Genomic DNA, 18881 nt, shown 5'->3' with positions numbered 1-18881 from the left:
GAAGTGTTGTTGCTGAACGATGGAACAAAGGAAGGGAAAGAAGTCAAAGAAATGCTGTTAAAATGGGCGGCATTAGGCAGGGCATTGGGCTGTTTTACCGTTATTTCATTACAGAGACCATGTCATAAATCGCTTGATACAGCGCTTAGAGGTGTTTTGAATGTGAGAGCGGTCTTTAAGACAGAAGATAAAACAAATAGTGAGATCGCAGGAGTTATTGGGGCTGAAAAGATTTTAAGGGAAGAAAGCGGAAGAATGATTTTTAAGATTGATACGGATGATATGAAAGATGTTCAAGCGCCTTTCCTTGAAGTAGAAGAAGCACAAGAATTGATTGAACCTTTTTTATGTAGAAAGTCTAATGAGACTAAGGAAATGAAGGGTGAAGAAGTATTTAATTTATTAGGTTGATTGGGGGTTTTTATATGAATAAGCGTGATAAATTGATTGTTGAAGATATTAATAAATTTCGTGTTTTAAGCCGTGATCAAATAATTGATTTATATTTTTCTCATTTAAAAAACCCAATTAGCACATGCAATTTAGTGTTGAAGAGATTGCAAGATAGGGGATATATCAAGGCTTGTAAGGATTTTAGACCATATTTGTATGTATCAGCCGATAGTAAAATTAAAGAAAATAGTCAAAAGGCATTTCATTTCCTCAAAATTGTTGATGTTTATATACAGTTGAAAAAGTATGACCGTAAGGTTTCGCATGTGTTAATTGAGCCTAAAATAGGAACAAAAGGTACTGTTGAACCTGATTTGTTCTGTGTTTTTAGAAATACGCCGTTTTTTATTGAAGTGCAAAGAAGCGTGTACAGTGAAAAAGTTATGAGTGAAAAAATTGATCGTTATGAACAGTTATATGATTCTCGTGAATGGAAGCGGTTTGAGTGGCAGCAAGAAGGGAAAGAGGTTTTCCCTATTGTTATTTTAATTACAGATACTCATTATCGAATAGAGAGTGAATTGAAGATTTTACAGTTTCCTGATATTCACGCTCTTATGAAGAAATATGGGAAACAAGAGAATAGAAAACCTTTAGAAACTAATAAAAACGCTGTATCGAAGCAAATAGCATCTCAAAACGGGAGTATTAAAATAGTTGTAAAGTGAGAAAGGATGGAGTTTTCATTCTTTCTATTTTTTTGCTTTACATGTTACTTAGGAGTAACTTATAATGAAGAGTGCAGTTACTTGGAAGTAACAATATAAAGAGGGTGAGGATAATGTTATTTATGTTAGATGAAATTATGACACCTAGAGAAGCATGTGATAGAAGAGGGGTGAGTCTTGAAGCCCTACGAATGAAGTTAAAACGCAGTAATAAAATTGAGGATTTGATAAAAGAAGGGAAACTAAAGTATTACCGACCAGAAGGAAATGTGCGTGGAGAATGGATTATAACAGTTGAAGCGATGAATGTACTTTTTCCATCGAAATAAAAAGTTTTGTTTATTTTCGACAGAGTATGAAATTATTGTAGAGAGTTTGTAAGAGGGACGGCTTTGTACTTCTCGAATTGCTAATCTACAAGGAGGTGCATGCCATGACAGGCAACACAGACCTAACACAAAGAATATATAATGCTGGCGATGTTGCTAAGCTTTTAGAAGTGAAAGATTCAACGGTTAGAAAGTACGCTCAAACGTTGGAAAAGGCAGGTTATAAATTTTATAAAAATGACAATGGTTATCGTGGTTATTATGATAAAGATGTTATAGCAATGCGAGATTTGATAAGGTATTCAAAACACCCTGATATGACACTTGAAAGCGCAGCAAACGCTGTTGTATCAACGAATAACGAGGGTGATATACAAAGTGTCGATACAGTGAATGAGGTTGCACAAGAGCCGTTACAAGCTTACGATGACCTTTTGAAAGAATTTCAGGATTTTAAAGAACAGCAAATGAAATTTAATCAGGAATTGATCTTTAAGATTGAGCAAAGAGATAAGTACATATCAGAGCATTTAGAGAAAAGAGATAGTGCTTTGATGGAATCTATACGGCTGATACAAGAACAAAAGCAGTTAGAACATGCAGCAACCGAAAAAAATAATAAGTGGTGGCAGTTTTGGACAAAGAAATAACGTTAGTCCATTGGTTGACTAACGCTCAAAAAAAGGGTTATAAAGGTTTTTTGTCGAATAACAGACGAACAAAAAGTAAAAAGCCCCTAAAGTTTGCCGACTAAGGGGGGCTTCTTACAATTTCAATCTATAAAGGGGTTAATCCCTTATCAGCTTATTTATTGATACTATACATATTCTAACATAAGCGGGTTAACTCCTTCTAGTGAAGGAGTGAAAAAAAGTGAGTAAGAAGAAAGTAATTGTCTTACTTGAAGAAGCTGAAAAGAAAGCTAAAACGAGAGATAGTAAGATTAATAACATTTATGACCAATTGCAAGCCGGTGGATATTCTGAAGAAGAAAGAGGCATGCTCTTACAGCTGTTGAGTAAAATGTCAGGTGGAGAAGAGTATTTTATAGGCAAGAAGAAAAAACCTACTGATAGGGTGAGATTTGTGCAGATAATCACTGATAATATAAATTATTTATGTAAATTAGGGTATCTGACGATTGCTGAAAAAGCCTTTTTAATTGATCTAGCACCGTATATAGAATTTAAAACTAATATTTTGGTTGAATGTTCAGATGAGGATTCAGATGAAATTGATGCTGATGCAGCTACACCAAGTTATTTAGCTAAGAAATTAGAAAAAAGTAGGAGTAATCTTTCTCTTTTGATGAATAGTTTATTAACAAAAGGGATTTTAGCAGTTGCAGAAGCAGGAATGACAACCGAAGATGGGCGGATTTGTAGTTCTAGAACATGGTTTGTGAATCCTAATGTTTTATGTTGTTCACCTAAAGATGGAGTGGATAAGGCTACTAGAAAGATTTTTAAGAAGTCTCTTAGAAACTTCAAAATAGAAGGAGATAACAAGAAACACAATTTACCAATTTATTTATTTTAGATGTCATTTTCATATTGACATCTTTTTTTTATGCTGTTTTTCCATTTTTTAGGTGTTCGAATTTCCGAACACAGGTGTTCGAATTTTCGAACACCCTATGTCTTATAAACCCTTGGTATTACTATGTTTTTTTATATTGCTCTTCTCACTCTTATATATAGGGCTAAAAGTTCCGCAAGGAACAGGTAGTATTTTTTTATTGGCAGCATTTCACTACGTTACATGCGGCCAATAAAAAAATCTCCACCCTCTATTTAAAAAAGTCGGTTCGTTAGTCCTCACCTAAAGGCTAACGCCTTTTCTTTTTTTAATAGTCCTTGCAAAACTTTTTTCGGCTCGATTAGCTTTTATCGCCAAGCCGACAGACAAAAAGCAAAGCAATGGTTATCGACTTGTGATAGCGAGTATACGAGCCGAACCGCTTAGATCATTCGCTTGAAAATTGTTCTTATTCGAAAATTTGATACGTTTAATACGTGGGGTTTTGCCCCCACACGACAAGCCAGCACTCTAGCCAAAAAGCAAATTTTAGACCAAAAGACAAGAATTAAAACATAAAAAAGAGAAAAAATAAAATGAATAAAAATCCATGTGAGGTTTACATAACTAGGATTATGTACAGTTGAGATTTCGTAAGAAATCCTTTTGGAATAAGGGTTTTTGTTTTCTTTCTTTTTCTGTTTGTTATGCATCATTTTATACATTGCTGTAATAATGCGGGTTTGAGCATTTTGTGATTTTTAAAAATTGATGAAAACATGCATAAAATCATGCATGTTTTTTTGTTTTTTAAAAGTGGGAATTTAGAAGAAAAATTCACACTTAAAAGCATTAGAATCTTATAGTAAAATAATTTCTGAAAATTTAAAAATTAGCTTGATTTTCCAAATACAGGGGGTTATAATGAAGATACAAACATTTCATTTAACATTTCATCTTACCTTCCATCTATCTCTTCTTACCTACTTTCAACTTACTTTCTATGACTGAAACCATAAATGAAACCTATTGTGTAGTGGAAAACCGCCACCTTTCGAGAAAAGTCACGGCTTTCCACTATGTTACAATCCGTGACTTTTCTCGAAAGGTTAGTATTTATCTAATCAACCTAAGAGGAGAGAGTATATAGTGGGGGTAGTGGGGTTGGGTTGGTTGGGGGTTGGGTAAGAAGAGAGAGAGGGAAGTAAGTATAGTAGTAGTAGTAGTAGTAGTAGTAGGAGGAGGGATGGGGTAGGAAGAAGGAAGGATGGGAAGGGAAGGAAGGTAAGGTAAGGAGGGAGAGGGAGAGGAAGAGAGAGAGGATAGAGGAGAGAGTGAGGGATAGGGGGATAGAGGAAGAGAGGTAGTGTAATGTATAAAGTTTGGATAGTGGTAGATGTAAGTTTGGTGGTTTTGGGTAGTGGTTGAATTGTAGTTTTGAGTTTTGTATGCAGATGGTGAGTGATCGGAGGAAGGAGGGGTTTGGTTGAGATATCATTTGTTTTCGGGTTTGATACCTAAAGAGAGTGTTTGCTATGAAATTTTGTTTCCGTATGATGATGAAGTTAAGTATTTTAAAGTGGAGCAATCATGGGAAAATGTACTCGCAGTATTAGAGAAGGTATGGTATAAGCGCATTTTTAAGAAGGATTGGATTTGTTGGGAGATTGTAGCCGATTATAAGTCAATTTCTTATAGAATGTGGTTTCCTAATCAAAATATAGCGAATCAAGTCATTGCAAAGTATTATTCGGAGTTTCCACAAGCTGAATTTGTGAAGATTGACAGTGAAAAACTTGAATTTAAAGGGAAATCTCATGCAGGTACTAAACTCAAATTAAAGCGGCATTGGAGCTTACCGTTTAAAACGTATAGTGATGATGCGGTTGACTCGCAAAGCGAGTTAATAGCTGTTTTAGAGAGTTTAAAAGAAGGGCAAAAGGTTATTCTTCAATTTTTAATACAGCCAATGTATAGGACGGATTCTACTTTTGAAAAAGTACTAGACCAAATCACCGAAGATCAGGATGAAGAATTTGAAGATAATAGGGACGATATTTACTATGATGCCATTAGTACAAAGCGTTCAAGAAATTTATCAAGGGTAAATATTAAAGCAGTTGCTTTTGCAGACAATCAAAATGAAGCAAAAGTGATTATAACAGGTATTCAAAATGCTTTTGGTACATTCTCACAAAAACAGTTAAATTCTTTTGTAGCAAGAGAATGGTGGCAAATAATCCAACCAATTTACCGATATGAGTTTAAAAATCGTATCTTTTCATTAGAAAAGAGTAAGAAAAAAACGATTTTGAGTACTCGTGAGTTATCAATTTTGTTAAGAACTCCTAGTAAAAAGGTTTCATCTAATTTGTTAAATCGAATGAAGATGAAACGAACGCCATTACCTAAAGAGTTTGAGGCTTTAAATGCTTTAGATACTGGAAAACTTTATATCGGTAACCATTCATATCATGGGGTTGCATCGCCTGTACATTTGCCATTAGAGGGTTTAAATCGTCACATGGCTATATGGGGTGGTACATCAATGGGTAAATCGACGTTTTTAGTTAATTTTTGTGAGGATTTAGCAAAAGTTAGGACGGATGAAAATAGAGTTGGTTTTACATTAATTGACCCTCATGGTTCAACGGCAGCAGATGTTGTAGCAAGGATTCCAAAAGAACAAAGGCATTTAGTACGCTATGTAAGGTTTGCAGATGGAAAGTTTCCATTCAATATTTACAAAGTGGATTTTCAAGCAGCACCTGATAAAGTGGCGCAAAATATACAAGATGTTTTAAAAAGAGTTTGGTCAGATTTTTGGGGACCGAATGTAGATGACAATTTTATAAATGGTGGAATTGCTTTACAAAAGGCAGGAAAAGCTTCAATTCCGAATTTACAACGGATTTTAGAAGATTTTAAATTTGGAGCGCAACTTCTTTCGAAATTTGATGAAACGAAAGCACTTGATAGACAATTGATTCTTTATTTTTCTAGCTTGTACTCAATGAAAGATAGGGATTATCAGCAAAAAGTAGGTTCGACATTAAATAAATTAAGGAAAATCACATTATCGGAAACGTTAAATTCTTTATTTTCAGCCCATACAAACGGCATTAAATGGCGTACAGGGATGGACGAAGGGTATTTTACTATATTTGATTTATCAGGGCTTACAAGCTTTGAAAAACAATTGATAGGTTCTTTATGTTTAACATTTTCACAATTGGCAGCCATGAGTAGAGAGGATTCCCATAGAAGCGGTGAATATATGCCACTTCATCCGATAGTTGTTGATGAAGCCCCAACATTTATGGAGCAGTCGGCTGATGCAATCCAATCATTTGCGGATGAAGCAAGGAAATATAATGTTCCTGTTGTGTTAGGGATGCAAGGGCTTGAAGGTCAAGTGCCTGATGATGTAGCAAGTGCGATATTTAGGAACTTTGGTTTTATGATTGCATACAGGGTTGGGAATGAAGTTGATCGCCAAAATATTTATAGAAATTTACAGGTTGATTATTTATCAGCCGATGATTTCAAAGAAATTGAGCCGAATTTTGCTTATATGAGAATGGCGGTAGGTAGAGAGACTACAAGACCATTTCTTGTTCATATGAAAGCACCTACAAAGCCGTATGAGGACGATGTAGCGCCTATTATAGAAAGTTTGTTAACTAGAGTATTAGAAGAAGAAAAAGCCGTTAAAGAAGAAAATGAAGCTTTAGAGAGGGGAGAGAAGGAAGAAGAACCGGATGTGTTTGACAGCAAAGAAAGTGCCGAGCCTGAAAAAGTTGAAAAGCTAAAAGTAAATTTAGATAAAGCAAATGATGAAGTAAAAGAAGCGGCTGAGACTCCAGAACAAGAGGAAGTGAAGGTAAAAGATAATACCGAAATTCCAATAGTAGCAGCAGAGACAGCAAACATCGAAGAAGAGGAAGAGGTTGATGTATTTGGTTAAGCAAATGAAAATTGGTCAAAAAGAACAGCAATTATTTTTAGATATACACGATTTAATTTTTGTTGATATGGCTTATCTTTTAAACAATGTTTATATAAAAGATGACGGCACATCTTATCATGAGGTTTATGTTAGAAATATTTTAAGAGACTTGGAAAAGCAAGAGTATATCAAGATTTATAACATTGTTAATGATGAACATGTTAGGTCTTATAAAAGAGTTTTTACATTGGATCGTAATGGAGTGGAAGAGGTTAAAGCTTTGCTAGGTGATTCTCATTGGGATAATAGGTGGACTGAAAGAACTCCAACATATATCTACCATGCTTTAAGGGGAGCTCATATAAAGGCATCTTTTGAAGCTAAGAAAGAGGAAAATGTTGCAGAATTGCTTGATTATAATTCTTTTGTATCAGAACGTAATTCTTTTTTCCAGTATGGAAAAGGGAAAATGGATGTCATTAGACCTGATGGGACATTGATTTTTTCAACAAGAGAAGCAGATATTTCAAAAGTTGTTTATGTTCCTTACTTTATAGAAGTTGAAAGAAGTCGTCAGATGCGGAGTGTTAGTTGCAATAAATTAAAGCGTTTTGATGTGTATGCAAAAGAAAAGGCATATAAGGAGCATGAAAGGCTTGAACGTGATATATCGGGTAATGTGCGGGTACTATTCATTTCAGAAGCGGAAGGCGAAATGAACAATTTAATCAAGCATACAGAAGGTGTCCCTACAACGAATTTGAACGCTGTTCTTTATACAACTTATGAGCAAGTTATAACTAATCCGTATGGGGCGATATGGCGTGTTAAAGGCAAACCTGATTCATTAGTTTGTTTGACTGATAAAATCAAATGATTTTTGAAAGGGGATGGGTAGTTATGGCTTATGATGTTAAGCCGAAAGCGCATGAGCAGAAGGCTCGCAGGGGGTTAAGAAAATTCTTTCGAGTTTTACGAAGAACAGTTATCGGGGTTTCTGTAATGGCTGTACTTATTTATATAGCTTATAAATTTGTTCCATCAATTCATGAATTTGTAGATAAAGTGATAGGTATTTTCAACAAATTAGTAGGGGAATTTGGTTTAGGAATGACCTTATTGTTTACAGGTGCAGCATTTGCTTTATTCTTCTTATGGCTAGAGCAGCAGGATAGAAGAAGAGATGAGAGGTAATATCAGCTTTTATAAGCTGTTTTTATATAAAAACTAAATAAAGAAGGTGAGCATGTTGACATAAAAATTTGCGAGATTTTTATAACAACCGTTCATCAAGGCAGTAGGGCTGTCTTGAATAAACACGCTTACACCTTCCAAACTCAATTGTAAGAGACTTTGTTAAAAACTCAAGTCTCAATTATCGACATTGTGAGTTTGTGAAGAGGTAAAAGTATTGTGTGTGTTTATTGAAAACACACACTTTTTTTATCCAAAAAAGGGGTGAGAATTGTTGAAACTTATCGATAAATTAAAAAGTTTTAAATCAAAATCTAGTGAATTTGTTGAAGAAAACAAGGTTCACAGGCAGCCGAAGGATAAAAGAAAGTTACCTCAAGCAAAGGGGAATGGGAAAGTTTTAAGGTTTCTCATTTGGACAGTGATTGTATTCATTTCAGTCAGTGGGGTTTTAGCTTTATTGAGAAGTCAAAACGCATTAAACAAGGCTAAAAATTCACAACAAGTTTTAGCTAAAATGCAAGAAAGCGCTGGTGAACATAAGCAAGATGCTTACACTAGCCCGAAAATAGAGGTTTATGCAAATTATTTTATTGATGTATATATGAATGTCCCTAAGGACGGTAAGGAAAAGCGACAAGAAGCGTTATCGAAGCTTTATGCTAAGAATTTCAAGCTTGATGAAGCTAAGAATTTCGAGGGGTATAGAAAGCTTATAGGAAAAACACTTTACGATGTAAGTTATGAAAAAGATTATACAGTTTTACGTTACAAAGTCACCTATGAAAATGTAAAAATCGAAAAGAAACAGGTGCAGCCACCACAAACAGATCCTAATCAACCGCCACCACCACCGGAAACAAAAGAAGAAGAAGTGAAAGCAAAGCATACAGCTTTACTAAATGTTCCGATTTCCTCAAAGAATGGCAAGTATGCAGTCGTGGAAAACCCATATTTCACAGCATCAGACGAACTCCAAGCCGACGATATTAAATCCGTAGAAAATCCATTAGCAACGAAAGAACAACTAAAATTTGATAAAAAAGAGCCTATTGAAAAATGGCTGAATGAGTTTTTCACAAAGTATGCAGACAGTAAACCGCAAGATATGTCTTATATGATGTCAGAGCCAAAGGCGTTAAGTGGCATTAAATCATTTGTGAAAATTGAAGAATTAAACGTTTATCCAACTGAAGAAGAGAAAGTTTTTACAGTGAAAGCTGTTGTGACGTTTAAGGAGAAGGACATTGATTTACAAAATAAAGAAGCTTTCAGCCTTCAATTGAAATTGAAAGATGGCAAGTATTTTGTAGAAAACTTTAAAAACACATTAGGGGGAAAATAATATGTCAACTTTATTATTTTTAAACAATTTCATTTTAGGTTCATTACCAACACTTGGCGGGCTTCGTGGATGGATTACAACGGAAGGTGGAAACGCTGTTGCATTGGTTTGTGTAGGATTCACCATTTTCTATCTAGTCAAGCAATCTTGGGGTAAAATGATTGGTTTTCTATTAGTAGCGGCATTGGTATTCTTTACAGTTGGTAATCCTGAAAAAGCATTGAATTCATTTAAAAAAATCATTGATATGGTTCTTGGTGGTTGATGGTATGAGAGAAAAGGAAGCTTACAATTTCAAAGGAATTATGGAGCATCCAGTGACTTTATACAAATTGGGAAAATACACATTACCATTTGGTGTTACGTTAGTTCGTTTCATGTTGTTCATTCTGATTTTGTTGATATTACTAGCTTTCAGAAGCGTTGTTATAAAGATTGGTTCATTGATACCAGGATTAACAGCAATTTTATTTTTAGGAATCCCTTATTTTTTAAGTGGATTCCTAACGAAACAAAAGTATAACGGGAAAAAGATTTTTAATTTCGCTTATGATTTTTTCGATTATCTTTTCACAATCTATTTACCAAAAAAGACATATTGCAATGATCAAGAGGTTCTTTACTCAAATGAAAAAGAGGTAACTTTTGAAGAAGTGCTAGTTAATTACGGTGAAGAGGAAGGTGATAGCGATGAAAATAAAAACGCCATTCAAGACAGTACACAAAAATCTGATGCTTACAAAGTTGGGTGACCTTTTTGCTTATTATAAAGTAAGTCCACGAGTTATCCCTATAAGTGACAAGGAAAAGTCAGAAAGACATAAGGCTCAAATGGCTATGTTATTTGCAGAGTTAGAAAAGTATAAAGATATTCATCTTGAAATGTACCCTAGAGATATGGATTTAGATAAACGTTTTGAAGTGTTAGAAAAGGATTTTAGTGAAGAAACACAAGGGATTGCTAGTTATTACAACGGTGAGACAAAACGCCTTTTAGAAAATGAATTAGGGGCTGTTACGCAATACGAATTTATTCTAGGTGTACGGATTAAAAACAACTTATTAAATGGTAGTGAAGACTTTAAAGACGTTTTAAAAAATGCGTTTGGTTCGGTAACAGATACTTTAGTGAATTTATTAGGATTTGAAAAGAATATTTCAAGTGAGTTTTTTGAACGCTTTGAAAGCTTGGAACAGGAGTTATTTGAACAAATCCAAATGGCTAATGGTGCAAGACTAACAGAGGATGAACTAATTTATGTTAATCGTTATAACTTTTTACGTGATATTCATCATTCAGTTGAAGAAGAAAAGAAAAAACGAGGCATTACGAATATTACAGATTGCATCATTGACCCAAGAGAAATGGGATATTTGAAGCTTAAAACGACAGAAGGTGAATGCTATACATCGTTTGTTGTTGTAGATGAATTTCCACTTGATATGGAGCACACGCATTTATTTCAAAGGGCACAGCAGTTGCCCTTTCCCGTAGAAATTCATATCAAGGCTAAATATCAGGATACACAAGATACGTTGCGTAAAGTGAATATGGTAAAGCAGCGTTTTAAAGAGACGGATAATGATCGTTGGGACGCAGGGGATGACGAGGACGACCAAATTGCAAATGGTAAGTATATGTTAAATCGTTTAAAAAACCAGTTAACTAACGGAAAAGCAAGTTTTATGAAGTGGGTTGCGACATTTGTTGTACATGGTAAGACAAAGAAAGAATGTAAATATAGAGCTGATGAAGTGAAGCGATATATGAAAAGTGCTGATATTCATTGTGTTCGACCAATTGCAGACCAATTACAGCTTTTCTATAAATTTTTACATGGTCAGCCGTTACAATTCGAGCGTAATTGGGTTCAACAAACTACACATGTTACTTTTGCAGAGAATCTTTTTGCAGTTTCAAATCAATTAGGCAGTAATATCGGGTTTTATCTTGGAAGAGTTGATAAATTCATTATAGCCGGAGTTGATTTGGAGCAATCAATTGCTAGTAGCCGTGACCTTGTTTTATTTCATCCAATGCTTGCTAATAAAGGGATTAAAGGTGCTTTTACTGATAGTCCACATATTGCGATTACTGGACAGACAGGGAAAGGGAAATCGTTCCTTACAAAGTTATTATTTATGTATTTAACGTTTTTAGATGTAAAGGTGTTATATATTGACCCGAAGTCAGAGATGAAAAAATGGTTTGACCAAGCAATAGAAAATCCTGAAATCCGTGAAAATTATCCTTTGTTCGTAGAGCACTTGAAGAAGTTTCATTATGTCACATTGGATGTATCAATTGAAGAAAATTGGGGAGTATTAGACCCGATTTGTTTCTTGGATGGTGCGGAAGCGAAGGATGTTGCACAAGGCATTATTGAACAAATTTATGATATGCACGGAAAAGATGATGTGAAAACAGCTTTGTTAAAATCACTTGGTGATGTTGTTGAAAAACGAGCGACAGGTGAAAAAGTTGGTTTTATGAATGTTATTACACAACTTCAAGCGCATGAGGAAAAAAGCATTAAAAGTGCGGGTGATTTACTGTATGAAATGACCCAAAACAGTGTATTGCAGTTAGTTTTTAGTTACGGGAATACAAAAGCTTTAGATTTAGATGAAAAAGTAAATATTCTACAAATTGAAGGATTGGATTTACCAAATGAAGAGGATGATCCAAGGTATTACACAGATAGTGAACGCAAAAGTTTATGTTTAATGCTTCCACTTGCTAAGTTTTGTGAGAAATTCGGTAGTAAAGACAAGGACGAAGAAACGGCAGAGATATTTGATGAAGCGTGGATGATTACCCGTGCCAGAGGTGGTAAAAAACTTACAAAATCGGCAAGGCGTGTAGGACGTTCTTATAACAATGCTTTAATCTTTGTTACTCAAAGCGTATCAGATGTTCAAAATGAAGATGATAAAGGGAATTTTGGTGTTACGTTCGCATTCGATGAATCGAGTGAAAGAGAAGAGATTTTAAAACATATGCAAATGGAAAATTCAGATGTTAATCATAAGATGCTTGAAAACATGATGAAAGGACAATGTTTGTTCCGTGATTTTTATGGTAGAACGGGAAAAATCGCAATAGATTGCTTGTTTGAAGAATGGGTTTTAGCTTTCAAAACAGTTGAGAAGTCAAATGCAGCACTAGCCGAGGAGGTCTTCTGATATGAAAAAAAATGTAGCATTAGCAATCGCAATATTTGTTAGTGCAGCCACTTTATTTAGTGGCTGTACTAACAAATATGATAAAGAAATTGATAAAGTAATTAGCTTGGAAACGGCTGAAATTAAAGATGCTAAGAAAGATATTAAAAAGGTTGAGCGGAAAAAAACTTGTTCAAAGGTATTTCGTGACGGTGACTTGATTCAAATAGAGTATCAGATTAGAAAAGGCGACAGTATCAAATCTTACTATAAAAAAGTTAAAGGTAGTTATGAATGGGTGACGTATAGTGTTGCGGGTTTTAAAGACAATGAAGAACCGGTGTATATAGAGAATTGCGACTAAATAAAGAGAAGGTGAGCAAATGAAATATAGAAAGTATTTAATAACTTTTGTATTGATGTTTGTATGTATTTTCATTCCAACTCACATTTTAGCAGATGATAAAAATATTAAAGTAGAACCACAGAATGTTGAATCAGGAGGGGTAAAGCTTCAAAGTAAAATATATGATTATGAACAATATGAAGCTGTCACTTACATTGAAGGTTCATGGAATCCATTTTCTAGTGAAACGTTAGATAGAGGGTTGAATGCAATAGCGAATCTTTTTTTCAGCTTAACTAAAATGACAGCAAGTTTAATTGATACAGCAATTGAAGAACTATACGGATTGAATGCTATTGATCGGGTAGCTGATAAGGTAGCGAACGTTTCAAATTTACTTTATGACAATTTGTATCAATCACTTGGAATTTTGCTCTTTGTTATAGCGGTTTTACAAATTTTCTTTTATTATTCTTTTGAAAAAAATAGCATGAAAGCAGGTAGAACAACATTTGCTTTATTTGCGGTAATAGCTGTTTCAATGATTTGGTTTTCAAACGCAGGTCACTATTTGAAAACAATGAACAGTTTAAGTAATGAATTACAAGGGCAAGTCATGAGAGCGGGAATCCCGTTTTCAGGTGAACAAGTTAAAAAAGGTGAAGAATTAAAGGGTTCGCTTGCGATTATGAGAAACACATATTTTGATTTAGTTGTATATAAAAGCTATTTATTGATGAATTATGGTACGCCTGACGAAAAGAAGATTGTTGATGATAATGAGAAAAAGGATAGAATCACAAAATTATTAGAGTACAAGACAAATAAAGAAGGCTATAAAGAAAGGGAAAAAATAGCTAAAAAAGAAGCAACTGAAATGGATAATGTATTTATGTCCGCTAGTACGGTTTCGGGGAAAATTGGTGTTGCATTCTTTTCGCTTCTCTTTGCGATTGTTTTAGGGATACCGTTTTTAGTTATTGCTTTTCTAAATATCGCATTACAAATACTTCTTTTAGCATTTGCGATTGTTTTAGGAGTTTCATTGTTACTTTCAATATTGCCAGCTTTTTCACAGAGCGGTTGGAAAAACTTTGAGAAATTAATAGGAATTGCTCTTATGAAAGCATTTATTGGTTTAGCAATTCTGTTTATGTTCGTTATAGTCGAACTTATGAAAAGCTTTTTTCCTCCAGTATCACAAGGAATGTACATGTTGAACATAGTTGCTACAGCAGTTGTTTTATTCGTTGTATATAAATATCGTGACAAAATTATTGAAGTGGCAACAGGCGGGAGAGTTTCATTGGAAGGTGCAAACCCAATGAGTCAGTTATATAACCAAGGAGTTAAACAGCCCGCTAGTAAAGCGACAGAGCTTGCAAAAATGGCTGTTGGAGGGGCAGCGGGATATACAGCAGGAAAAGTTCAAGAACGAATTTCAAATAGAAAAGGTCAAAATGATTCCCAAAATGACCCACAAATTGCACAGAATAACAAAGGTGTGGGAGTTGGTGGTGTTCAAGAGCAGAGAGCCAATGCAAGGAAAACGGGGAAATTGGCTCAATTTCGTAAGAAGGCACTTAATTTACCGGCTGACTTGAAAGATAAAGCCAAGACAGCAAAAGAAGCTGTAAAAGAGGATTTACCTTTAAACGCAAAGCATGCAGCTCTTAAAGCGAAAGATAATATTGTAAATATGCCAGAGAGAGCGAAACAAGCGATGAAAGGTGACCTTCAACAAGGTGAACAAGAACGTCAAATGAGTCAACAAGCAAGAGAACAAAAGAGAGCGCAAAAACGTGAAAATATAGAGAGAATGGAGCAATCACATGCTAAATCAGGAGGTGTTCAACAACAACCTACTGAACCAAAAAAAGAAACTCGATATCAGCAACAAGATCGTAAGCCACAGATAAAAACACCATCAGAAAAACCACAATTAAAAAAAGAACAACCTCAACATGAACAACAACAGCCACAGCCAAGAACTCAGCCCAAAAGAGAATCTTATGTAAGACAGCAAACGACTCAGCAAAAACCAATTGAAACACAGGAACAGCCGAGAAGAGAACCATCTAAAAGAGAGCCAGTAAAACAGGATGAAATCGTAAAGGAAAAACGCCAAAGGCAAGAACCGCCAATGAAAAATAACAATCAAAAACAAGAGGTTAATAGAAAAGTAGTTGGTCAAAGTAATACAGAACAGCAGCCAATTAGTAGTCCAAAGCAGAAACCACAAGGTTTAAACAGAACTTCTGATAGGAATAAGGGGTAATGCTCTATGAAAAAATTATTAATTGGTGCGTTGCTTGTTCCGATTATGCTTTTGATGGTAGTTGGTATTTTCCTCTTAAATTTATTGCAGGAGGACAAAAAAGCCCCACAAATTCCAATGGGTACTGGTGGAATAGGAACGGCTACTGTATCGGCTGATGTTTTGAAATGGGAACCGTTAGTAAGGAAACATGCACAGACTTTTGGCATGGAACAGTATATTTTTCTTGCATTGGCTCTAATTGAACAGGAGAGCGGCGGGCGTTTGGTCGATGTTATGCAAAGTGCCGAGGGAGCATTTAATACAAAGTATCCAAAAGTAATGAATGGTATCACTGACTCTGATTATTCGGTTTGGTGTGGGATTCAAGAACTTAAGCATTCTCTTGAACTAGCAGGAGTTACGGGACCAACAGACATTGAAAGAATCAAACTAGCACTTCAAAGCTATAATTTCGGTCCAGGTTTTTTCTACTATGTACAAAAAAATGGAGGGGCTTATACTCTCGAATTAGCAAAACAATTCGCTTTGGATCATAATGGTGGGCGCACTCAATGTGGCTTTAGAAGTCCCTTTTGTTACGGCGATATTAGCTATGTTGAAAAAGTTTTAAAGAACTATGTTGCTGTTAATAATGGCGGTGGAGGTACTGGTGCGACAGATGGCACAGGGGACGGCATAGCAAATGCTAAATTTAACGAGATTATGGCGCTTGTTTCACCCTTTGACGGTTATCCTTACGTATTCGGAGGAAGGGCTCCGCCGTATTTCGATTGTTCGGGATTGATAGAATGGAGTTTTAACAAATTAGGTATTAAGTTATCAGGGACAGCAGAGGATATGTACAATCAAACTGTACCTGTTGATAATCCAGCGCCGGGGGATTTAGTATTTTTTAGTAACACATACAGAAAAGGAATTTCTCATATTGGAATTTATATTGGTGATAACAAAATGTTTAATGCGGGTGGTACTCATTTACACTATGCGGATTTAGATAAACCTTATTGGAAAGAACATTTTTCAGGAATTCGACGTGTTAAATAAAGGAGGAATACTTATGAATAAATGGATTGCAGCTATTTTAGTAGTGCTAGTCTTGGGAGTTGGCGTATATGCTAACTCTCAAACTTCTAAAGCAGATGATTATCAATGGAAATATGAAGATACTAAGAAAAAATTAAAAGAAGCGCAAGCAGAAAAGAAAAAAATAGAGCAAGAATTGAAAGGGAAAGACCGAAACACAGAAGGGCAAGTGAAAAAAGATACTGAAGAGTTTTTAAAAGCGTTTTTTGCTTATGACACATCAAAAGGAGAAAGGGCATGGACTAAAATCAAGCCTTTTGCTACTGATAAAGCTTTGAAAATGCTAGTTCCCGCAGGAACAGATATTAATCAACCAGTGGAAAAAACTGAACCTGATAAAACAATAGTTTCTGATATTGATAAGCTGTTGTTGTACTACACGGAAGTAGATGCCACACATGCAAATGTATTTGCTCGTGTATGGCAAAAGATAACTGTTAACGGAGTTTCTAGTGTGACACAAATGCCTTTAGATATTTCATTGGTTTATGACCAAGAAAAAAGCAAATGGATCGTGGATGAAACAAAAATACAGCAGCCTTTAAAAGAAGATGGATATATTAATTAATGTTTGTAATCAAATAACGAAAGGGGATAGTTGTTAGATGGGAACGTTGGAAAGAAGCGGAGAGACAAACCAGTCTCTCTTTTTTTTATATCTTTTTTATAGCTTTAAAATTCATATATCCTTTTTATATTTTATATATATTTGCCCGATGTCGGTCTGAAACTTGCGTTTTGGCTAGAGTGCTGGCTCGTCGTGTGGGGGCGAGACCCCACGTATTAAAACGTATCAAAACTTATAGAATAAGAGGTATTTTTGAACGGAAAACAAGCGGTTCGGCTCGTTATAATTGCTAATCCAAGTCGATAACCATTGCTTTGCGTTTTGTCTGTCGGCTTGGCGAAAAAAGCATATCGAGCCGAAAATGATTTGACAAGAATGTAGCGGAGCGAAGAAGGTGGAGATTTTTGAGCGTTTTTCTCAAAAATACTACCTGTTTCTTGCCAAATCATTAGCTTTTTGGGATAGGCGCTGTTTGGAATTGTAATTCAAAAGAAGGGTGTGAAGATGGTAAGAGTTCCAGTTCATATAAGCGCATTTCAAGCCTACTGATGCATTTCATTTTATCTTCTTTCCATGCGCTGTATTTGATACGAATAACGGCTTTATAGCCTATTTGTTTTAAATAGTGGTCACGCTTGGTATCACGTTTTTTGTCATGGAAAATGTCTCCGTCAGCTTCAATTGCAACTTTTTTTCCATTTTCGATTAAAACGAAATCTAATTTATAGCGTTTTTCTTTAACCTGGCAAAGTGGATAGTATCCCATTTGAACTAAAGTATTGAACATATCTAATTCAAAACGATTGCTACATTTTTTTCGATTGTGTTCAATTCCTATTGATCGTGAATCATGAGAAGGCTTATTTATCTTTTCGAATTTTAAATTTTTCATAGCAAAAAATAAACCGTATGCAGCAAGAAGAGTAATAGCAATGACAAACATTAAATTTCATCCTTTCAAAAACGGACAATGTACCGTCTACTTAAGTATTACATAGGCTGTTATCACAGAAATACTTTATCAGTTACTTGATTATTTACTTTGTTAGTATTACTTAAGTTCTTTGTGATTACGTCTTGCAAAATAAGGAAATAAGGGGTTTGTTAATGACGACGGAGTGACGAGGGGAGCGGAGGAATGTCATTTGCTCCAAAATTTCAGACTTGATACATGGAAAAATATATTTTGTGTAGATGGGGAGGTTTTTTGTATGTTTTGTGGGATTAGGGGTAAATGGATTCAATATCAAGAGCGTAAACAAATGAAATTTTTAGAAGAGGAAACAAAAAAGTTGTTGGAAAAGGCTTTTCATACGGCACAAATATTTCTAGAGTTTAAGAGCGATTATACAAAAAACTATGTTTATCCAACGATTTCAAGGGTTTGTATATCGGATACGCATGTTGAAATTGTTGGTCATATTCCAAAAGGGATGAATCCAAGTGTTTTTCAGCAGAAAGAGTATATTTTTCAACAATATTTTGGTGAGAATATAGTGATTCATACAGGTGTATCGTATTTTAAAATTCAAGTTTTTCCTGAAAGAATGGATTTTGTGCCATATTCTTATGAGGATTTTCCGATTGAAAACATGAAAATGCCAATTGTGGCAGGGAAAGATAGATTTAATCAATGGGTTGCTTTTTCGATGATTAAAAATCCAAATGTACTGATTGCGGGAATACCAGGTTCGGGGAAATCGGTTATGTGTAGGCAGCTTTTAACAACATTGATGTTACATCATACGGCAAAAGAACTTGAAATATATTTATTAGACTTAAAAGGGAGTGAATTCCACATATTTGAGCATTGTGAACATGTAAAAAGTATGAGTGTCACGGTTCAAGAATTTAGCCCAACTATGCGGAAGTTACGCAAAGAGTTGGATAGAAGGGGAAGAGTTTTGAGAGAACATGGTGTTGCTCATATAGATAAATTACCAAAAGGGAAGCGGATGAATTATATTCTTTTAATGATTGAT

At 35.0% G+C, this 18881-nt stretch carries 17 protein-coding genes and 1 pseudogene; 17 read left to right on the top strand and 1 reads right to left on the bottom strand.

Annotation, left to right across the window (positions count from 1 at the left end):
- The 16 genes and pseudogenes from MKX66_RS30785 to MKX66_RS30710 form a co-directional block, all read left to right on the top strand.
- Window positions 1-411, top strand: a pseudogene (locus MKX66_RS30785) (FtsK/SpoIIIE domain-containing protein); the annotation flags it as partial.
- Between the two features lie 14 nt (window positions 412-425).
- Window positions 426-1121 carry a replication-relaxation family protein gene (locus MKX66_RS30780; RefSeq protein ID WP_341088320.1) on the top strand — a complete coding sequence of 232 codons (696 nt, stop codon included), beginning with the start codon at window positions 426-428 and terminating at the stop codon, window positions 1119-1121.
- A 113-nt stretch (window positions 1122-1234) separates the two neighbouring features.
- Window positions 1235-1450: a hypothetical protein gene (locus MKX66_RS30775; protein ID WP_061667750.1), complete on the top strand. Its 216-nt coding sequence runs from the start codon at window positions 1235-1237 to the stop codon at window positions 1448-1450.
- A gap of 104 nt (window positions 1451-1554) precedes the next feature.
- Window positions 1555-2100, top strand: coding sequence for a DUF3967 domain-containing protein (locus MKX66_RS30770; RefSeq protein WP_341088319.1), 546 nt, complete (start codon window positions 1555-1557; stop codon window positions 2098-2100).
- 223 nt (window positions 2101-2323) lie between these two features.
- The gene (locus MKX66_RS30765; protein ID WP_341088316.1) at window positions 2324-2989 is read left to right on the top strand and encodes a MarR family transcriptional regulator; all 666 of its coding nucleotides are present in this window, start codon (window positions 2324-2326) and stop codon (window positions 2987-2989) included.
- 1465 nt (window positions 2990-4454) lie between these two features.
- Entirely contained in the window at window positions 4455-6935 is a 2481-nt protein-coding gene (locus MKX66_RS30760; RefSeq protein ID WP_341088314.1) for a helicase HerA domain-containing protein, read from the top strand.
- 4 nt (window positions 6936-6939) lie between these two features.
- Window positions 6940-7794 (top strand): hypothetical protein, encoded by an 855-nt coding sequence (locus tag MKX66_RS30755; RefSeq protein ID WP_341088311.1) that lies wholly within the window; start codon window positions 6940-6942, stop codon window positions 7792-7794.
- 23 nt (window positions 7795-7817) lie between these two features.
- Window positions 7818-8111 (top strand): hypothetical protein, encoded by a 294-nt coding sequence (locus MKX66_RS30750; protein WP_061667746.1) that lies wholly within the window; start codon window positions 7818-7820, stop codon window positions 8109-8111.
- A 274-nt stretch (window positions 8112-8385) separates the two neighbouring features.
- Window positions 8386-9456: a conjugal transfer protein gene (locus MKX66_RS30745; protein WP_341088310.1), complete on the top strand. Its 1071-nt coding sequence runs from the start codon at window positions 8386-8388 to the stop codon at window positions 9454-9456.
- A 1-nt stretch (window position 9457) separates the two neighbouring features.
- Window positions 9458-9721: a TcpD family membrane protein gene (locus MKX66_RS30740; RefSeq protein WP_061667744.1), complete on the top strand. Its 264-nt coding sequence runs from the start codon at window positions 9458-9460 to the stop codon at window positions 9719-9721.
- 4 nt (window positions 9722-9725) lie between these two features.
- Window positions 9726-10208: a TcpE family conjugal transfer membrane protein gene (locus tag MKX66_RS30735; RefSeq protein WP_061667743.1), complete on the top strand. Its 483-nt coding sequence runs from the start codon at window positions 9726-9728 to the stop codon at window positions 10206-10208.
- A 79-nt stretch (window positions 10209-10287) separates the two neighbouring features.
- Window positions 10288-12642: an ATP-binding protein gene (locus MKX66_RS30730; protein ID WP_341088309.1), complete on the top strand. Its 2355-nt coding sequence runs from the start codon at window positions 10288-10290 to the stop codon at window positions 12640-12642.
- A gap of 1 nt (window position 12643) precedes the next feature.
- Complete coding sequence (locus tag MKX66_RS30725; RefSeq protein ID WP_341088308.1) at window positions 12644-12985, top strand: hypothetical protein; 342 nt, start codon at window positions 12644-12646, stop codon at window positions 12983-12985.
- Window positions 12986-13004: 19 nt separating this feature from the next.
- Window positions 13005-15245, top strand: a complete 2241-nt coding sequence (locus tag MKX66_RS30720; RefSeq protein WP_327964840.1) for a CD3337/EF1877 family mobilome membrane protein — start codon at window positions 13005-13007, stop codon at window positions 15243-15245.
- Window positions 15246-15299: 54 nt separating this feature from the next.
- Window positions 15300-16292, top strand: a complete 993-nt coding sequence (locus tag MKX66_RS30715) for a bifunctional lytic transglycosylase/C40 family peptidase (protein ID WP_341088321.1) — start codon at window positions 15300-15302, stop codon at window positions 16290-16292.
- A 13-nt stretch (window positions 16293-16305) separates the two neighbouring features.
- On the top strand, window positions 16306-16899 hold the full coding sequence (locus MKX66_RS30710; RefSeq protein ID WP_341088302.1) for a hypothetical protein: 594 nt from the start codon (window positions 16306-16308) through the stop codon (window positions 16897-16899).
- Window positions 16900-17347: 448 nt separating this feature from the next.
- On the opposite strand, the gene MKX66_RS30705 is transcribed toward MKX66_RS30710, so the two are convergent.
- Window positions 17348-17842, bottom strand: coding sequence for a DUF559 domain-containing protein (locus tag MKX66_RS30705; RefSeq protein WP_341088300.1), 495 nt, complete (start codon window positions 17840-17842; stop codon window positions 17348-17350).
- Between the two features lie 268 nt (window positions 17843-18110).
- Here MKX66_RS30705 and MKX66_RS30700 point away from each other — a divergent pair.
- Window positions 18111-18881, top strand: a 771-nt coding sequence (locus MKX66_RS30700) for an FtsK/SpoIIIE domain-containing protein (RefSeq protein WP_341088298.1), incomplete at its 3' end; no start/stop codon positions are given.

The organism is Bacillus sp. FSL R9-9530 (assembly GCF_038008145.1).
GTDB lineage: Bacteria > Bacillota > Bacilli > Bacillales > Bacillaceae_G > Bacillus_A > Bacillus_A mycoides.
Note: the sequence above shows the minus strand (reverse complement) of the source record. Positions and strands in the feature narration are given on the sequence as shown.